The organism is Shewanella sairae, from assembly GCF_023283535.1.
GTDB classification, from domain to species: domain Bacteria; phylum Pseudomonadota; class Gammaproteobacteria; order Enterobacterales; family Shewanellaceae; genus Shewanella; species Shewanella sairae.
The window spans coordinates 1-15,850 of the sequence record NZ_JAKILT010000027.1; the positions used below are offsets into that span (position 1 = coordinate 1).

Genomic DNA, 15,850 nt, shown 5'->3' on the forward strand with positions numbered 1-15,850 from the left:
GGTTTTGATTTACGGGTCATTTGTTCACCTTGTGTTTAGATGGGGATTATACCCCTTACATCTTGGTGTCCAAATTCACTATGCCACTACATACCGCCCATGACTAAGCCAAATGTGGCAGCTGCCATAGCAAACTCAAGGGTGTTCATGTTGTAGTGTTCAGCAAAGGTTTGCGCCCAAGCCGCACCAGTGCCGTGACCACCAGAAAGTGTAATAGAACCAGCAACCAGCCCCATAATAGGTTCTAACCCTAGCATGCTTGCTAAACTCACACCGACAGCGTTTTGCAATATGATGTAAACCGATGCTACACCTAAGAAAATAAAGACTTTTTTACCACCACGGGCCAGCAGCTTATAACTTGCAGCCAAGCCCACAGTGCTAAAGAACATCAACATTAACGTATTTTGCATAGGCAAAGAAAACGCTAAGGTAATATTTTGAAAATGGAGAGCAGTGATAACTGCCGCAACAACCAAGCCACCGATAATGGGCTCTGGGATATTATATTTTTTGAAAAAAGGAACGTGGCGATTAACTGAGTGGCCGATAAACAATACCAAAATGGCGACCAAAAACGATTCTAGTTCTCCGATTGAATATACTGTATTCATGAAACTCCTATCCGTTAGGCTTTGCAGTAAACAACCTACAAAACCAAAATTAGCCGGCTATTCTGGCATATTCATTAGGGTAAATAATATTAGCCGTAGCGGAATTATGGCATCTGGATCATGAAAAGTGTCTTTTTGCGCAATAAAGAATCTATTCGCTGTCTATTTGTGCAGGAGCTTCTGCCTCTAAAGCCTCCAACCGCGCTCTTTCAGCCTTAGAAATGTACTTAGGCTTATTACTATTTTGCAGTTTAGCATTGGCTTTTTTAAGCTTGCTCATGTGTTTTAAGGTGATTTTTTTGGTGCGGTTCATAGATACTGAATCAAATGCTCATTAGGACTATGCTAAAGTATAGCTTCTAAGCCAAACAATATAAAACATAACAGTACTTCTAATGCTGGTACCGAACGAGATAAGATAGGTTTATATCTAGAGTCAGGTAACCATTTTGAAGAGTGGCTATCTGCAATCCATAAAGGTAAAAACGTGAAAATCTTACTTGTATTCGGTACTAGACCTGAAGCAATCAAAATGTGTCCTTTGGTTTTAGAGCTAGCCAAAGTTGCAGACTTCGAAGTTAAAGTGTGCGTAACAGCCCAGCATAGAGAAATGCTAGATCAGGTACTCGACATATACGAAATTGAACCTGACTACGACTTAAACCTAATGCGCAGCAATCAGACACTAGAATGGTTAACTGGCGCAATCATTGAAGGTGTAGGGAATGTAATCAAAGAATTTTCCCCTCAATTAGTATTAGTTCACGGAGATACGACAACTTCATTTGCCGCCGCTTTAGCTGCATTTTACCAAAAAGTAGATGTCGGGCATGTTGAAGCGGGATTAAGAACCGGTGATATAAAATCACCTTGGCCAGAAGAAGCGAACCGCAAGTTAACCGCAACACTGTCGACGCTTCATTTCGCCCCGACAGAGTCATCTAAGAAAAACCTTTTAAATGAAGGTATTTTAGCAAGTAAAATTCATGTTACGGGTAATACTGTTATAGACTCGCTTTTCCAAGCAATTGATATTATAAAAAAAGATTCATTTGCAGAATCAGCAGTTATCTCATCACTAAAAAAAGAGTTGAGTGATAAAAAGGTAATACTCATTACAGGGCACCGCAGAGAAAACTTCGGTCCAAGCTTTGAGAATATCTGCTTAGCTTTAAAAGAAATTGCAATTACAAACCCTGACTGTCACTTAGTATATCCAGTTCACTTGAACCCTATGGTTCAAAAACCTGTATTCAGCCATTTAGGTTCTCTCAGCAATGTGCACCTGATCGCTCCTTTGGATTACCTCTCTTTCGTTTCATTAATGGATCGAGCAGATATAATTCTGACGGACTCGGGTGGTATTCAAGAAGAAGCCCCTTCTCTTAAAAAACCGGTACTGGTGTTAAGAGAAAAAACAGAAAGACCAGAAGCTGTAAAAGCTGGAACGGTACAATTAATCGGAACCAATAAGTCTACGATAGTCAAAGCAGTAACTGAGCTGCTAGATAATTCAGAGTTATTTGAAAGCCAACAAAATCCTTATGGCGACGGTTTAGCTTGTCAGCGTATTGTAAATATTATTCGAGAAGAATATGAGCTCTAAAAATATCTATATCATCTATAGAAGTATGTTCGATTCAAGCGGGAAGCAAACTGGGCTTGGTGGAATCGAAAATTATATCACGGCGCTGGCAGCAACTTTCAAAGAGCAAGGGTGGAATTGCACTCTAGTGCAGCCAAGTAAGCAGAATTTCACAGTTCAAAAAGACACCTTAACAATTACGGGTGTAGAAACAGGTTTATTACGCGGCAACTTAAAGAAATATGCTCTGGCGAACTGGGTAAAGCAACACGCAAATAAAGCTCAAGATGTCGTTATTTTTGCGACGGATTCCTATTCAGTTAACCTTAAAGGTTATAACGTTGTCGCAATTCAACACGGTGTATCTTGGGATAAGCCCAGAAAAACCAAGTCAAAAGTAGCTAGCTTTCTTGCATCGCTAACTAACCAAATAAAATACTTTAGCTTTATCAAAAGCTCACACACACTCGTTTGTGTAGATCATAACTTTGTGAATTGGTATAGAACTTGGGCAGATTTCCAACCCAACAAAGTTAAAGTTATTTATAACTTTTTTGATGAAAAAATCACTGCAGAGGCTTTTGAACAAAAGTGGCAAGCTGATGACGAAAAAAGCACAAACATTATCATTGCAAGACGATTTGTTGAGTACCGCGGTATAAAGCTCATCATACCGGTAATACAAAAGTTGCTAGCAAAGCACCAAAACTTGAAAGTCACCTTTGCTGGTAATGGTCCATTACAACAAGACCTAAAAAATGCTTTTGCCAGCTCATCAAATGTAAGTATTGAACAGTATGAAGCAAATGAAAGCTTTAAGTATCACAGTGCTCACCACATTGCCGTGATACCAACATTAGGCTCAGAAGGGACGTCTCTTTCTATGATAGAAGCCATGGCTGCGGGGTGCACAGTTGTAACCTCTAACGTCGGTGGATTATCTAATATTATTATTGGCGAATACAACGGACTATCTGTCATTCCTGATGAAGCTCAATTTTTTAATGCGATAGATAGACTCATCAGCGACAAGAGCTTAAACCGTGAGCTAGCCCTGTCAGGTCTACAATCGATTTCAACACCTTGCTCAAAAGCTCACTGGAGTAAGCAATGGGTTGAGTTAATTAGAGATATCTAAACTCAATGGTTTTACTCACAACCATTAAATTTAAATGTACATAGCACACTGTATAAGTGAGTTATTTATTAAAACCTAGCTTTAAGCTGTCTGTATGTGGCTGTTCATCTACCACTACCAGCTTAAAGCTAGTCAATAAGGCCTTTAGCCAACCAACTTATTAATCACTATAGAGCCGACAAAATCTAAACCTATGTCACTGACTTTGTAGACTCTAAGGTTTACACTATTAAACAGTTAAGCATAAACTGTTTTAATCTTTTACAATTGCTAGCCTTATCATTGATAGGCAAACATAACCTTGCTAGTGCTCAATCCAAGGCTAAAAACGCCATCAAATTGCCTCTTTTGAAGATAGGCATCTATAACCTTATTACTTTAACTCTCTGCACTAACAGCTGAATAATGGACTAACCTCTTTGGTGTCGGGCACTCATAAATATTGATGATGATTATGAAAAAACACAGTTTATCCATTATTTTAATTACCAAAAATGAAGCTGATCGTGTTGAGAGCTGTTTGAGTTCAGTAGCTGAGATAGCAGATGAAATTATCGTATTAGACAGTGGCTCAACAGACGATACTGTCGCTATCTGCCAGAAATACACCAACAATATTACCGTAACCGATTGGCCTGGATTTGGTAAACAGAAGCAACGAGCGCTGGATAAAGCAACCTGTGATTGGGTGCTGTCTATTGATGCTGATGAAGCGCTGGATGATGAAATGAAACAAGCCATTGTCGATTTACTTTCTCAAGAGAGTATAGAAGCGACTTCATACCGCCTTCCTTGGGGGGTAACCCTCTATGGCACCACGCTAAAGTATGGCCGCAGTGCTCGTGCAGTGCTACGACTATTTTTACGTGAAGGATCGCGTTATACCCTAGATGAAGTTCACGAAACTGTTATTCCAGCCGAAGGCTCAACAGGCAAACTAGCGGGTTTGCTTTTGCATTACACCCATAGGGATTATGGTCACGGTTTAGATAAAGCAGCCCAATATGCTTGGCTAGGTTCACAAAAATATGCCCGAAAAGGCAAAAAATCAAAAGGATTAGCACTCGCTTTACTGCGCGGCCTCTGGACTTTCTTCCATATCTATTTCATTCGTAGGGGCTTTTTAGATGGCAGCGTGGGGTTTATTGTTGCTATGACATATGCGCAAGTAAACTTTAACAAATACGTTGGGCTGTGGCTGATTGAACAAAAGAGAAGTTAACGGCTACACAATAGCTCCTCCACTAAGGAGCTATTGTTACTTTACCGATTGACTAAGTCAGCGCTCTTAAAATAGCTTCCAATATCCAAGTTTTTTACGCATTTTAAGATGTCGAATGAGGTTCGCAGGCTTAACCTTTAAGTCTGCAGTTCCATTGTCTATCATACTATCAACAGCCGCTAAAACACGTTCACTCGATAAACCATCTCTGTATGGATGGATCTGTTCACAATAACTTTCTATTTGAGCAATTAACTCAGCAGGACGAGATAATGCTTTTTCTATGGCTGGCTCAATTTCGTCTAACTTCTCAACGTTAAGTAAATGCGAGCTAGGATTCTGATTTCTAAAAGTCACAACTGGTTTACCCTGAAGTAAAAACATCAACAAGACCGAAGAGGTATCACAAAGCATCACATCAGCAGATTGCAATAGAGGCAACACATTATCAGTTTCGATAAAGGTTAAATTTTCATTTTGCAACGCCTTATATTTTTCTATAATTTCTGGGCTCATCTTAGGATGAAACTGCACTAGCCAACGCCAATTCCCCTTGCATGACATAGCTTTAATTTGATCATAAACAATATCGGCACAAGATAAATTACGCGAAAAAGTTGAGCAAAATAATACTGTTGGACGCTTATCCCCCTCGATGTAATAAGGGTTATCTGCGCCTTGCTTATACATAGGATCGAGCATTGCCCAGCCCGTTTCGGCAACTTTGAATGTTGCATTTTTTTTTGCTAACTCAATAAATGGTAATGTTGTGTCAGGTCCTTGAGTACAATAAAGATCAAAACAGTCACGGATTTCAAAGTGGTCCTGTCGGCCACGGCGATTCACTTTTCCAGCATTAAAACCATGAAAAACGCCAACTTTAACACCTGGAATAAAACTAGGAACCACGTTCCCAGGCACTAAAACAGCATCCGGCATCCAAGCTTTAACTTCAGAGACTGTTTTTAATTGCCTCTCACTTGCTTTTAAGAACGAAGGATCAACCTCATCTCCCTCTAAGAACCAGCAAGCTTCATCACCACGCGCCAATATCGCCTCTTGAAGCGGCCTTAACATGGCATAAGCATAATTTTGAGCTATGTATAATAGATAACGCTTGTTGTTTAAGCTCACAACAACTCCCCCACCCACTTAGATGTTAATTTCATACCGCTAAAATTTTAGATTTATTATTTTAAGAGCAGCCAAACTTACTTCTGTATAAGGTAGCTATCTCCTTCATTCCAACGTTTAAGCCGTTAACGCAGTTACATAATTCCAGAGCTGCTTCCAATTCTTGCAGACTGTCACCTTCGATAAGTTTAGTCGCACCTAGCGCGATACTCTCAGCATTGTGTGCTGCACAAACGGTTAGATCGTTATTTTGACAGATTTTTAATCGATAATTCTGATCTTTAGAAACTGCTACCGATAATGTAGGTTTCTTTAATGCAATCGCTTGTAACAAGGTATCTCCACCACTTAAAACAGCTATTTTCGCCTTATCAATTAGCGAAACTAGCTCTACATGCGATAACTCTTTAATAGCAGTGACACCAGAAACCTGAGTAAACTCTTTCGGATAATTAGGGCCATAAACCATAATACAGTGAAGTCCAGTCGCTTTATGAATATTCACAGCCGCTTTGGCAAACTCTTCAACTATATAACCTTGAGCATTCATATGGCCACCAGAGCCAGCATTTAGCAATACATATTCACCAGCGCATAAATCATAACGTTTGAGCAAGTCGACTTGAGTTGATTCATCCGGATTTACAAACACGGGGCCAATAACAAGAGGTTCAGGCTTATTGATCAGCCGCAATTTAAATCTATCTAACCAGCTGATTGCACCGATAACAAACTCTGGTTGTACAACCCAATGACTATCAGTCACTAGAGCACGGAGGACTTTCATTCCACGACTGCGTTTTCGCTTATGTTGACTAATAAAAATAACTTTAGCACCTAATTTCTTTGCATGACTCAATTGAGCCCGTCTTCCTGATGCATCAAAAATGACAAAGTCAGGTAAGAAACAAGACATAAAGTCGTTAACCGCTTTTACGTTCTTTGTCGGTGTATCGTCTAAAAGCTCTGCAGGATATGGGCATGTCGCCGCATAGGGCACATGGCGATTCAAAATAAATTGAATCGTTGCATTCGGCCATCGACGCTCCACTTCTCTTGCAATAATTAAAGATCGCATATACTCCCCCACGCCCGCCGCAGAAGACACTGGTACGAATAAAAACTTCGGAGAGATTAGGGTCATTAACTCAGCCTATTTTTGAGTAGAAAGTACGCTCGTTCCTCGGACATTAACCGAGTTTATAACGGATTGCGCTTCAACAAAGAGTCCAATTGTGTCATTACGTCATTAATCTCAATTAGAGACATTAAGTTCTCACCTTTAGCACGGGTCCCCCAAGGGATCTCACCTTGTTTTTGCTCACGAATCACTTTGTCGTAAACACTGACTACTGAGTCAAGGCTAGTATATGGGCCCGTTCGCCCTGGGTTTGAGTGAGCATATAAACCTATCACTGGCGTACCTTGGGTTACCGCCATATGTGCAGGCCCCGTATCAGGCGCTAACACAAGGCTTGCTTGTTTAAGGATGGCGAGCAGTTGCAGTAAGGATGTCTTACCGACTTGATTCTCTAGCCCTGACTTTGCGGCAGCTTGAATGTTATCTGCCAAGTCGCGCTCAAGCTGAGTTGGGCCACCGCACAGAATAACGCGGTAACCTTTGGTAACTGCGTAGTCCGCTACGGCAGCGTAGCGCTCAGGTAACCAATTACGCTCAGCTTTACTTGCTGCGGCACAAATCACCAATACTTGGCTTTCATCAGCAATGAGCGTTTTGGCAAATTCAGTGTCTGTTGCAGGCACAGGAATATTCCAGCTTGGAGTCAAATCTGTTACCCCAATCGCTTTGGCAAACCCCATAAAGCCTTCCAATACGTGCGGTGTCGCTTGCGGCTCGATGGCGTGGTTAGTCACTAACCATTGGCCCTCTTTGGCCCTGAAACGATCAAAGCCAATGCGGATTTTGGCCGATATAGCTAACGATGCGATAGTCGCTCTAAGAGCCACTTGCATATGCAGCAATACATCAAACTTACGCCCCTTAAGCGCTCGCTTAAGATTAAAATAACTACGCCAGCCTTGAGACTTATCAAAAATAACAAACTCAACTCCCTCAAGGTGTTGCAATAACTGGTACTCAACTTTGCCTAAAATCCAAGTAATTTTGAGTTCCGGGTAACGGCGCTGAATTGCCTGCACCATAGCCACCGCATGGCACACATCACCAATAGCAGACAGCCTTAAAAGGCATAGCGACTCAGCATTACTTAAGTCTATGCTCGTTGATTTAGGGTTCTGGTTGTCACTTGAAGTCGATAAGCTCATTAGTGCTCGAAGGTTATTTGGCGCAATTTACCGATCTTAATGTAGAATGGCTGCAGGTGCTACGGTTTAGCTTACAATTCTATCTATGAAGTTTAAAAAAACATCTCAAGGCAGTATCGCTTTTTGCGAACACACTCCAAAACAGATCGAGCCTAACTGGTTTGGCGCTGAGTTTTGGCGCGAAAAATCAGCCATAACTGGCTCATCTAAAGGCCGTTATACCACTTGGTTTGTTGATGCCAGCAAAGTTGAAACCGAACAAAACCAGTGGGTACTGCGTCATTACTACCGTGGTGGACTGATTGCAAAAATAAGCCGTGACCAATACTTTTTTACTGACTTACAAAAAACGCGAGCTATCGCTGAATTGGCATTACTGGAAACGTTATATAAACAAGGTTTTGCAGTCCCTAAACCTATCGCAGCCAATGTAGAACGTTCAGGAATATTATATCGCGCAGACTTAATTATTGAGCGAGTTGATGGCGCGGAAGATTTAGTGGCTCGTTTAAGCAAAACAACGATGAGTCAGTCACAGTGGCAAGCTCTTGGTGAAACAATTGCTGAGTTTCATAATTACGGTGTTTATCACGCCGATCTCAACGCGAAAAATATTCTTATCACTGATGATAAGTTTTATTTAATCGATTTTGACCGCGGTGAGCTAAGAAAAGTGAATACTCAGTGGCAACAAGCCAATATGAGTAGACTATTGCGCTCATTTCGAAAAGAGTTATCAATATTGCCTAGCCTTAATTTCAATGAGGCCAACTGGCAGCAGCTACACCAAGCTTATCAAGCCAAATTACAGAGCTAGAGTTAAAGTTACAAAACAAAAATAAGAACAACAAAAAAGGTCAGCTAAGTAGCTGGCCTTTTAAATTCCTTTGCAGACTCAACAGTCATCAAATTATTCAGCTAAATCAAGCTCGCGAATTGCCATCATAGACTCTACTACAGCCAATTGCTTAGCAAGTGAGCCTCGGTTTTGTGCCACAACCTCTTTTGCTGCCAAGCTTGCTTGGTTATAAGCCTCTGAATTAGCAAACAACTCAATCAAATGCGCAGCTAATGTAGCAGCGTCATCAACTACAGTTAAGCCACCAGCCGACTGTAACAACTCAGAAATTTCGATAAAGTCACGGTAGTTTGGCCCCATCATCACTGGCAGCCCCATCGCCGCAGGTTCTAGCGGGTTATGGCCGCCATGGACGATTAATGAGCCGCCAACAAACGCTTGGTCGGCGGCGCCGTAAAACATAAGCAACTCACCCATCGTATCGCCCAGCACCACTTGAGTGTCGGCTAATACGAGCTCGCCAGTGCTACGACGCACCAGCGCTAAACCTGCATTTTTGATTGCCGCTGCAGCAGCATCAAATTGCTCAGGGTGACGAGGCACCATAATCATTAACGCATTTGGATGCGTTTTGAGTAACTGCTGATGCGCTTGTATTAATGCCGCAAACTCACCGGGATGCACAGAGCCCGCCACCCACACAGGTTTATCAGTAGCCAACCACTGTTGACGCAAAGCCTTAGCGGCTTCTACACGCTCGGCATCAATATTAATATCAAATTTTAAACTGCCACAAACTGCCACTCGCTCAGCAGATACACCCAATTCAATAAATCGTTCTGCAGCCTGCTCAGATTGTGCTGCTATACCATCTAGCAACTTGAGCATAGGTAAGGTTAGCTTGTGATTTTTACGATACGAGGCTGCGGATTTAGCAGATAACCTTGCGTTAGCCAGCAGCACTTGCGCATCGGCCTGCTTTAGATAATGGATTAAATTAGGCCACAGCTCTGTTTCCATAATGATGCAGCACTTAGGGGATAATTGCTTTACAAAGCGGCGGACACAGCAAGCTAAATCAAATGGTAAGTAACAGTGTTGTACTGAATCACCGAAAGCCCGCGTGACTTCAGCCGATCCAGTCGGACTCGTGGTAGTAATGGTAATACTGAGCTCTGGATGCCTTGCTTGGATTTGCTTAATCAACGGCACCGCAGCCAGAGTTTCGCCCATAGAGACCGAGTGCACTAACAAATCTGTCTTTGCTAGTCGCTTAAGCCCAAAGCGTTCGCCCCAGCGCCCACGATAATCCTGGCTTTTAAACGCCCTAAAGGTCAGATAAAGCAAAATGAGCGGGCTAATTAAATATAGCAGGACTGAATAAAGACTACGATTCATGAAATTAAGTACTTTAGAGAGTTTTACTTGAAGAATTAGGTTAATGCTAACATGATAGTCACGCCTTCGCGTAATTACACCGAGCATTTACGCAAAGGCTCAATACCTGAGAGCGTAATCATTATACTGGATATTAATCATTTAGGATGAATATGAAGACCCGTGACAAAATCGTACAAGCCAGTTTAGAGTTGTTTAATGAACATGGCGAAAGAGCTATCACAACCAATCATATTGCCGCCCACCTGAATATTAGCCCAGGTAACCTTTATTACCACTTCCGCAATAAAGAAGACATTATTCGCTCTATCTTTAGCCTCTATGAGCAGCATTTAGAATCAGGTTTTCAACCTTATGTCGATAAAGAGGTCGATGTCGACTTATTGGTGGGCTATTTCGACGCCATGTTTTACACCCTATGGCAATTTCGCTTTATGTACGCCAACCTTGCAGACATCCTCAGTCGCGATGAAACCTTAAAAAATCGCTATCTGAAAGCGCAACAAGATGTATTGGCACGTTCAACGGGTGTACTTGAAAAGCTCAATCAAGATGGCTTTTTGGCGGTAAATGAAGCCGACTTAAAACCACTTGCAGATACGATTAAGATGCTAGTCAGCTTCTGGATCAGCTACAAGTTAACTCAGACCCAATCGAATATAGGCTCAATTACTAAAGAGTCGCTTTATGAGGGTTTATTACGGGTGATAATGCTATTTAAGTCTTATGCCACAGCTAGCTCTCAAGCAACTTTCTTAAGACTGGAACAGCACTATCGTTCACAAATGGTCTAACCATTTAGCGCCGATGCGTGTCACCACCCAATACGCAAGCTTTTCATACTAATCATGTCTCCCATTAAGCATTAGTTTCACTAATGCTTTTATCCACTATTCCCTAATCTAATTAATCTCATAATACCACTTAAAAAAAGGCTGTAGAGCCGCGCCAATTAAGGTTAAAATGCCGCCACTCCAAATATCAAAATAATGCTAATTAAGGAGAATAAAGGTGCCTAAGACCTCATTCTACGACCAAATAAATCAACAGCTTGAAGACGTTAAATCTGAAGGCCTGTATAAAAATGAACGGGTAATTGTTTCTCCTCAACAAACAGCGATTAAAGTTAACGGCGACCAAGTTATCAACTTTTGCGCTAACAACTACCTAGGTTTAGCTAACCACCCAGAATTGATTAAAGCAGCCCAAGATGGCCTAGATGCCCACGGTTTTGGCATGGCATCGGTACGCTTTATCTGTGGTACTCAAGATATTCATAAAACCTTAGAGGCTAGCCTTAGCGAATTTTTAGGCATGGAAGACACCATTCTTTACTCTTCGTGCTTCGATGCTAACGCAGGTCTTTTTGAAACCCTATTAAGTGCTGAAGATGCGATTATTTCAGATGCACTAAACCACGCTTCTATCATCGACGGCGTGCGTTTATGTAAAGCAAAACGCTTCCGTTATGCCAATAACGATATGGCCGATCTTGAAGCGCAATTAAAAGCTGCTAAAGAAGCCGGCGCGCGCAACATTATGATCGCTACTGACGGTGTGTTCTCAATGGATGGCGTGATCGCTAACCTTAAAGGTGTGTGTGATCTAGCAGACCAATACGGCGCACTAGTCATGGTTGATGACTCACACGCTGTTGGTTTTGTGGGCCAAGAAGGTCGTGGTACTCATGAGTACTGCGAAGTAATGGATCGCGTAGACATTATCACAGGTACATTAGGTAAAGCATTAGGCGGCGCGTCAGGTGGTTTCACTTCGGGTAAAAAAGAAGTCATCGACTGGTTACGCCAACGCTCACGCCCTTATCTTTTCTCTAACTCACTTGCTCCATCAATTGTGACAGCGTCTATCCACGTGCTAGAAATGCTGAAATCTGGCCAAGCGCTGCGCGAAGCCGTATGGGAAAACAGCCGTTATTTCCGTGAGCACATGTCAGCTGCGGGCTTCACTTTAGGTGGTGCAGACCATGCCATCATTCCAGTAATGATTGGTGACGCTAAACTCGCTGGTGACTTTGCCAACCGTCTTTTAGCTGAAAACATCTACGTTATTGGCTTCTCTTTCCCTGTGGTACCAAAAGGCCAAGCCCGTATTCGTACCCAAATGTCTGCGGCGCACAGCAAAGAGCAAATTGATAAAGCAATTGAAGCCTTTACCCGTATCGCCAAAGAAATGGGCATTATCAGCTAAAATTACCTTCAAAGGGCTACGTTTGTAGCCTTTTTTAAATGATATTTAGCAAGTGGCCAACGCCGCTTGTAATAGGTTAATAAGATGAAAGCACTAAGCAAATTAAAGCCAGAAGAAGGCATTTGGATGGTTGATGCGCCGAAACCAGAAGTGGGCCATAACGATCTATTAATTAAAATCCGTAAAACGGCAATTTGTGGTACCGACGTTCATATCTATATCTGGGACGAATGGTCGCAAAACACTATTCCTGTACCTATGGTTGTTGGCCATGAGTATGTGGGTGAAGTGGTTGATATGGGTCAAGAAGTACGCGGCTTCACTATCGGTGATCGCGTTTCAGGCGAAGGGCATATCACTTGTGGTCACTGCCGTAACTGCCGTGGCGGTCGCACTCATTTATGCCGTAACACCTCAGGTGTAGGTGTTAACCGTGAAGGCGCATTTGCAGAGTACTTAGTTATTCCAGCATTTAACGCCTTTAAGATCCCTGACGATATCTCTGATGATTTAGCTTCAATCTTCGACCCATTTGGTAATGCGGTTCATACTGCATTGTCATTTGATCTTGTTGGTGAAGACGTACTCATCACTGGTGCAGGTCCTATCGGCATTATGGCAGCAGCGGTTTGTCGTCACGTGGGTGCACGTCATGTGGTGATCACCGATGTCAACGAGTACCGCTTAGAGCTAGCACAGAAAATGGGCGCGACTCGTGCAGTTAACGTCGCCAAAGAAAAGCTAGAAGATGTGATGCAAGAACTAGGCATGACAGAAGGCTTCGATGTGGGCTTAGAAATGTCTGGCGTACCGAGTGCATTCCACTCAATGCTAGATACCATGAACCACGGCGGTAAGATTGCTATGCTGGGTATTCCAGGTGGCGAGATGGCTATCGACTGGAGTAAAGTCATCTTCAAAGGTCTGATCATTAAAGGCATTTATGGCCGTGAAATGTTTGAGACTTGGTACAAGATGGCAAGCCTTATCCAATCAGGTCTAGATATCTCACCGATTATCACTCACCATTATAATATTGATGAGTTCCAGCAAGGCTTCGATGCCATGCGTTCAGGTCAATCAGGTAAAGTCATCCTTAACTGGGATTAAGTCATTAGCCAGCCTAAAATGGCACTAATCACCACCAATAAGCGGCTGTAATGTCCAATCAGGGCAGTTACAGCCACTTTTCAATCTTTTTAATCAATGCAAGTTTTCTATGTCAGCCTTTCAACATCTTAGTATTAATCAACTTATTCAGATGCAAGCTGAGTCAGACGAGTTACAAATCGTTGATATCAGGGATGCAGCCAGCTACGAAGCCGGTCATATTGATGGTTCAGTCAATTTGACTAATGAAAATTTGGCTCACTTTATTGGTGATGCAGACATGGATCAGCCACTCATTGTGGTTTGTTATCATGGGATCAGCAGCCAAAGCGCAGCCACTTACCTTAATGAACAAGGCTTTGATGAGGTGTTTAGCTTAGATGGCGGTTACACTGCTTGGCATCAGGCTAACTTATAGCAAATAAGAGGTAAAAGAATGATAGAGATTGGCAGGCTCCCCAATAGCCGAGCAGCACAGGCTCTTATCGACTACCTAAAGGGACTAAACATTCAATGTGAATTAGTACCAGCCGAACAAGGCGTGGTACTGATGGTCCATGAGCAGAGCCATTTCGAGCGCGCACATCAAGAGTACCTGAGTTTTATTCAAAACCCTTTTGACGAAAAATACCTAGCGGCCTCTTGGGACAACGGCGATACTCACACCAAACTAGATTATGGCAGCCCAAGCCTACAGTTAGTAACGCAGTTTATCACTGGCGCAGGTCCACTCACCCTAGTGGTATTTTTTAGCTGCGTGATTATTTATGCGGCAATGAATCTAGGTTTTGCTAACACCATCTTCGATAATTTATCATTTTTTACCGCCACGCCCTCTGCCACATTAAATGAATTCTGGCGGATATTCACTCCCAGCTTACTGCACTTTTCCGCCATGCATATCATCTTCAATCTGCTTTGGTGGTGGTACCTAGGTGGCAAGATAGAAAACAGAATCGGCTTTGCGCCGCTATTCATTCTACTGTTAGTTGGTGGCACGCTGCCCAACGTATTACAGTACTTCATGGCTGGACCTCAATTTGGCGGCTTATCTGGTGTTGTCTATGCCGTCGTCGGTTATACCTGGGTTATGGGAGTTAAGCGACCGGAATCAGGCATTGGTCTGCCGCCTGCTTACATCGGCTTTATGTTGCTATGGCTAGTGTTAGGTTTTACCGATATGTTCGGCCTGTCCATCGCTAATGGCGCTCATTTAGGCGGATTACTTGTGGGAGTGCTACAAGGCTTTATCGATAGCAAAACCCGTAAAATATAGCGCTATAAAGCGTAAACCAGTCACTAAAAAGCCCGCAATTTGCGGGCTTTTTAGTGACTGGTCGCAATACATAGCTATGCCATCTGCAGCACTTTCTCAATCAACTTACTAATACCTGAATGCGCTTCAACAATATCGTTTGCCAGCATATAAGCAGGCGTACTCACCACTTTGTGTTGCTCATCAACCACAATCTCATCCACGCTAACCGTATGATGTTGTCCGCCTTGTTGCTCAAAAGCGGCAGCAGTTTCGGCATCGTTACCGATAGTACCGCTCACTCCCTCGCCGTATAATTGCGGGATCATAATCGGGGCAATACAGATAAAGCCTACCGGCTTCTGGTTAACCGCAAATTGCGAGATAAAAGCTCGTACACTAGGTTCAACTTGATGCTCGGCGCCAGCAATGGCAAAACTAGATAGATTTTTCGCTGCGCCAAAGCCGCCCGGAATAACTAACGCATCAAACTCGCTAATATTAAGCTCACCCACAGCTTTGATTTCACCGCGGGCAATTCTTGCTGATTCGACGAGCACATTACGTGTTTCAGCTTCTTCAACCTGTCCTGTTAAATGATTAACGACATGTAATTGAGCAATATCAGGCGCAAAGCACTGATAACTCGCACCAGCTCGAGCTATCTCCAATAGCGCTAAAACCGACTCGTGTAACTCAGTGCCATCATAGACACCGCTACCGCTTAAAAGAACTGCTACTTTTTTCATTAAAAAGCCTCTTTATATATCATATTGTTTTAACAAAGCTGTAATAAATTGCTTGATCAGATTAATTATCATGCTAAGTTAGGTCATCACTTTAGCAAGTGAATAATATTTAACCAAGGAACAGGTTGTAAATACGCATAAAAATAAAAAGTCCACACAAATATTTCAAATAATCAAAATAAACCCTAGCTCACACAATAATTTTTTTTGATTCCATATCAATAACTTATAGCTGTGCGTAATTATTCCTCTTTTTGCTCGAGATCGAGTTACTCAGTTTAACTCACAGAGTTATCCACAGGCTGCGTGATAATTTTACGTGGCTGAAATAGCCCTTATATGGCATGCTAGC

15 protein-coding genes and 1 pseudogene are annotated in these 15,850 nt (G+C 42.4%); 9 read left to right on the top strand and 7 right to left on the bottom strand.

Features of this window, described 5'->3' with window-relative positions:
- Positions 1–89 precede the first annotated feature (89 nt).
- Together L2748_RS12515 and L2748_RS12520 are read right to left on the bottom strand one after the other, a co-directional pair.
- Positions 90–614, bottom strand: a pseudogene (locus L2748_RS12515) (sodium/glutamate symporter); the annotation flags it as partial.
- Between the two features lie 151 nt (positions 615–765).
- The gene (locus L2748_RS12520; RefSeq protein WP_220782907.1) at positions 766–927 is read right to left on the bottom strand and encodes a DUF2986 domain-containing protein; all 162 of its coding nucleotides are present in this window, start codon (positions 925–927) and stop codon (positions 766–768) included.
- 174 nt (positions 928–1,101) lie between these two features.
- Here L2748_RS12520 and wecB point away from each other — a divergent pair, with 174 nt between their 5' ends.
- The 3 genes from wecB (at position 1,102) to L2748_RS12535 (ending at position 4,559) form a co-directional block, all read left to right on the top strand.
- Complete coding sequence (gene wecB, locus L2748_RS12525; RefSeq protein ID WP_220782906.1) at positions 1,102–2,220, top strand: non-hydrolyzing UDP-N-acetylglucosamine 2-epimerase; 1,119 nt, start codon at positions 1,102–1,104, stop codon at positions 2,218–2,220.
- Positions 2,210–3,337, top strand: coding sequence for a glycosyltransferase family 4 protein (locus tag L2748_RS12530; protein ID WP_220782905.1), 1,128 nt, complete (start codon positions 2,210–2,212; stop codon positions 3,335–3,337). Before wecB ends, L2748_RS12530 begins: the two co-directional genes overlap by 11 nt.
- Before the next feature lie 454 nt (positions 3,338–3,791).
- Positions 3,792–4,559 carry a glycosyltransferase family 2 protein gene (locus L2748_RS12535; RefSeq protein WP_220782904.1) on the top strand — a complete coding sequence of 256 codons (768 nt, stop codon included), beginning with the start codon at positions 3,792–3,794 and terminating at the stop codon, positions 4,557–4,559.
- A gap of 66 nt (positions 4,560–4,625) precedes the next feature.
- Here L2748_RS12535 and L2748_RS12540 read toward each other — a convergent pair whose 3' ends face one another.
- From L2748_RS12540 to L2748_RS12550, 3 genes are all read right to left on the bottom strand, one after another.
- Entirely contained in the window at positions 4,626–5,636 is a 1,011-nt protein-coding gene (locus tag L2748_RS12540; protein ID WP_220782908.1) for a CDP-glycerol glycerophosphotransferase family protein, read from the bottom strand.
- A gap of 118 nt (positions 5,637–5,754) precedes the next feature.
- Complete coding sequence (locus L2748_RS12545) at positions 5,755–6,837, bottom strand: hypothetical protein (RefSeq protein ID WP_220782903.1); 1,083 nt, start codon at positions 6,835–6,837, stop codon at positions 5,755–5,757.
- Positions 6,838–6,893: 56 nt separating this feature from the next.
- A complete protein-coding gene (locus tag L2748_RS12550) occupies positions 6,894–7,979 on the bottom strand; it encodes a glycosyltransferase family 9 protein (RefSeq protein WP_220782902.1) in 1,086 nt (361 codons plus the stop codon).
- 85 nt (positions 7,980–8,064) lie between these two features.
- On the opposite strand from L2748_RS12550, the gene L2748_RS12555 reads away from it, so the two are divergent.
- Complete coding sequence (locus tag L2748_RS12555) at positions 8,065–8,796, top strand: 3-deoxy-D-manno-octulosonic acid kinase (RefSeq protein WP_220782901.1); 732 nt, start codon at positions 8,065–8,067, stop codon at positions 8,794–8,796.
- 93 nt (positions 8,797–8,889) lie between these two features.
- On the opposite strand, the gene waaA is transcribed toward L2748_RS12555, so the two are convergent.
- Positions 8,890–10,176 (bottom strand): lipid IV(A) 3-deoxy-D-manno-octulosonic acid transferase, encoded by a 1,287-nt coding sequence (gene waaA, locus L2748_RS12560; protein WP_220782900.1) that lies wholly within the window; start codon positions 10,174–10,176, stop codon positions 8,890–8,892.
- A 152-nt stretch (positions 10,177–10,328) separates the two neighbouring features.
- Between waaA and L2748_RS12565 the strand changes: the two genes are divergently transcribed.
- The 5 genes from L2748_RS12565 to glpG all read left to right on the top strand — a co-directional run bounded on the left by L2748_RS12565 (position 10,329) and on the right by glpG (position 14,770).
- Positions 10,329–10,970: a TetR/AcrR family transcriptional regulator gene (locus L2748_RS12565; RefSeq protein ID WP_220782899.1), complete on the top strand. Its 642-nt coding sequence runs from the start codon at positions 10,329–10,331 to the stop codon at positions 10,968–10,970.
- Positions 10,971–11,187: 217 nt separating this feature from the next.
- The gene (locus tag L2748_RS12570; RefSeq protein ID WP_220782898.1) at positions 11,188–12,384 is read left to right on the top strand and encodes a glycine C-acetyltransferase; all 1,197 of its coding nucleotides are present in this window, start codon (positions 11,188–11,190) and stop codon (positions 12,382–12,384) included.
- A gap of 84 nt (positions 12,385–12,468) precedes the next feature.
- Positions 12,469–13,494 (top strand): L-threonine 3-dehydrogenase, encoded by a 1,026-nt coding sequence (gene tdh / locus L2748_RS12575; protein ID WP_220782897.1) that lies wholly within the window; start codon positions 12,469–12,471, stop codon positions 13,492–13,494.
- A gap of 109 nt (positions 13,495–13,603) precedes the next feature.
- Positions 13,604–13,912 carry a thiosulfate sulfurtransferase GlpE gene (glpE, locus tag L2748_RS12580; RefSeq protein ID WP_220782896.1) on the top strand — a complete coding sequence of 103 codons (309 nt, stop codon included), beginning with the start codon at positions 13,604–13,606 and terminating at the stop codon, positions 13,910–13,912.
- Positions 13,913–13,930: 18 nt separating this feature from the next.
- Positions 13,931–14,770 (top strand): rhomboid family intramembrane serine protease GlpG, encoded by an 840-nt coding sequence (gene glpG / locus L2748_RS12585; protein WP_220782895.1) that lies wholly within the window; start codon positions 13,931–13,933, stop codon positions 14,768–14,770.
- A 74-nt stretch (positions 14,771–14,844) separates the two neighbouring features.
- Here the strand turns inward: glpG and elbB are convergent, their stop codons facing one another.
- Positions 14,845–15,498, bottom strand: a complete 654-nt coding sequence (gene elbB / locus L2748_RS12590; RefSeq protein ID WP_220782894.1) for an isoprenoid biosynthesis glyoxalase ElbB — start codon at positions 15,496–15,498, stop codon at positions 14,845–14,847.
- Positions 15,499–15,850 lie beyond the last annotated feature (352 nt).

What these genes read in the sequence shown, in the direction of transcription:
- L2748_RS12520 (WP_220782907.1), bottom strand. Translation starts at nt 927, where the DNA reads ATGAACCGCACCAAAAAAATCACCTTAAAACACATGAGCAAGCTTAAA.
- L2748_RS12565 (WP_220782899.1), top strand. Translation starts at nt 10,329, where the DNA reads ATGAAGACCCGTGACAAAATCGTACAAGCCAGTTTAGAGTTGTTTAAT.
- glpG (WP_220782895.1), top strand. Translation starts at nt 13,931, where the DNA reads ATGATAGAGATTGGCAGGCTCCCCAATAGCCGAGCAGCACAGGCTCTT.
- elbB (WP_220782894.1), bottom strand. Translation starts at nt 15,498, where the DNA reads ATGAAAAAAGTAGCAGTTCTTTTAAGCGGTAGCGGTGTCTATGATGGC.
- L2748_RS12555 (WP_220782901.1), top strand. Translation starts at nt 8,065, where the DNA reads ATGAAGTTTAAAAAAACATCTCAAGGCAGTATCGCTTTTTGCGAACAC.
- waaA (WP_220782900.1), bottom strand. Translation starts at nt 10,176, where the DNA reads ATGAATCGTAGTCTTTATTCAGTCCTGCTATATTTAATTAGCCCGCTC.
- L2748_RS12535 (WP_220782904.1), top strand. Translation starts at nt 3,792, where the DNA reads ATGAAAAAACACAGTTTATCCATTATTTTAATTACCAAAAATGAAGCT.
- glpE (WP_220782896.1), top strand. Translation starts at nt 13,604, where the DNA reads ATGTCAGCCTTTCAACATCTTAGTATTAATCAACTTATTCAGATGCAA.
- tdh (WP_220782897.1), top strand. Translation starts at nt 12,469, where the DNA reads ATGAAAGCACTAAGCAAATTAAAGCCAGAAGAAGGCATTTGGATGGTT.
- L2748_RS12540 (WP_220782908.1), bottom strand. Translation starts at nt 5,636, where the DNA reads ATGTTAAGGCCGCTTCAAGAGGCGATATTGGCGCGTGGTGATGAAGCT.
- L2748_RS12550 (WP_220782902.1), bottom strand. Translation starts at nt 7,979, where the DNA reads ATGAGCTTATCGACTTCAAGTGACAACCAGAACCCTAAATCAACGAGC.
- L2748_RS12545 (WP_220782903.1), bottom strand. Translation starts at nt 6,837, where the DNA reads ATGACCCTAATCTCTCCGAAGTTTTTATTCGTACCAGTGTCTTCTGCG.
- L2748_RS12530 (WP_220782905.1), top strand. Translation starts at nt 2,210, where the DNA reads ATGAGCTCTAAAAATATCTATATCATCTATAGAAGTATGTTCGATTCA.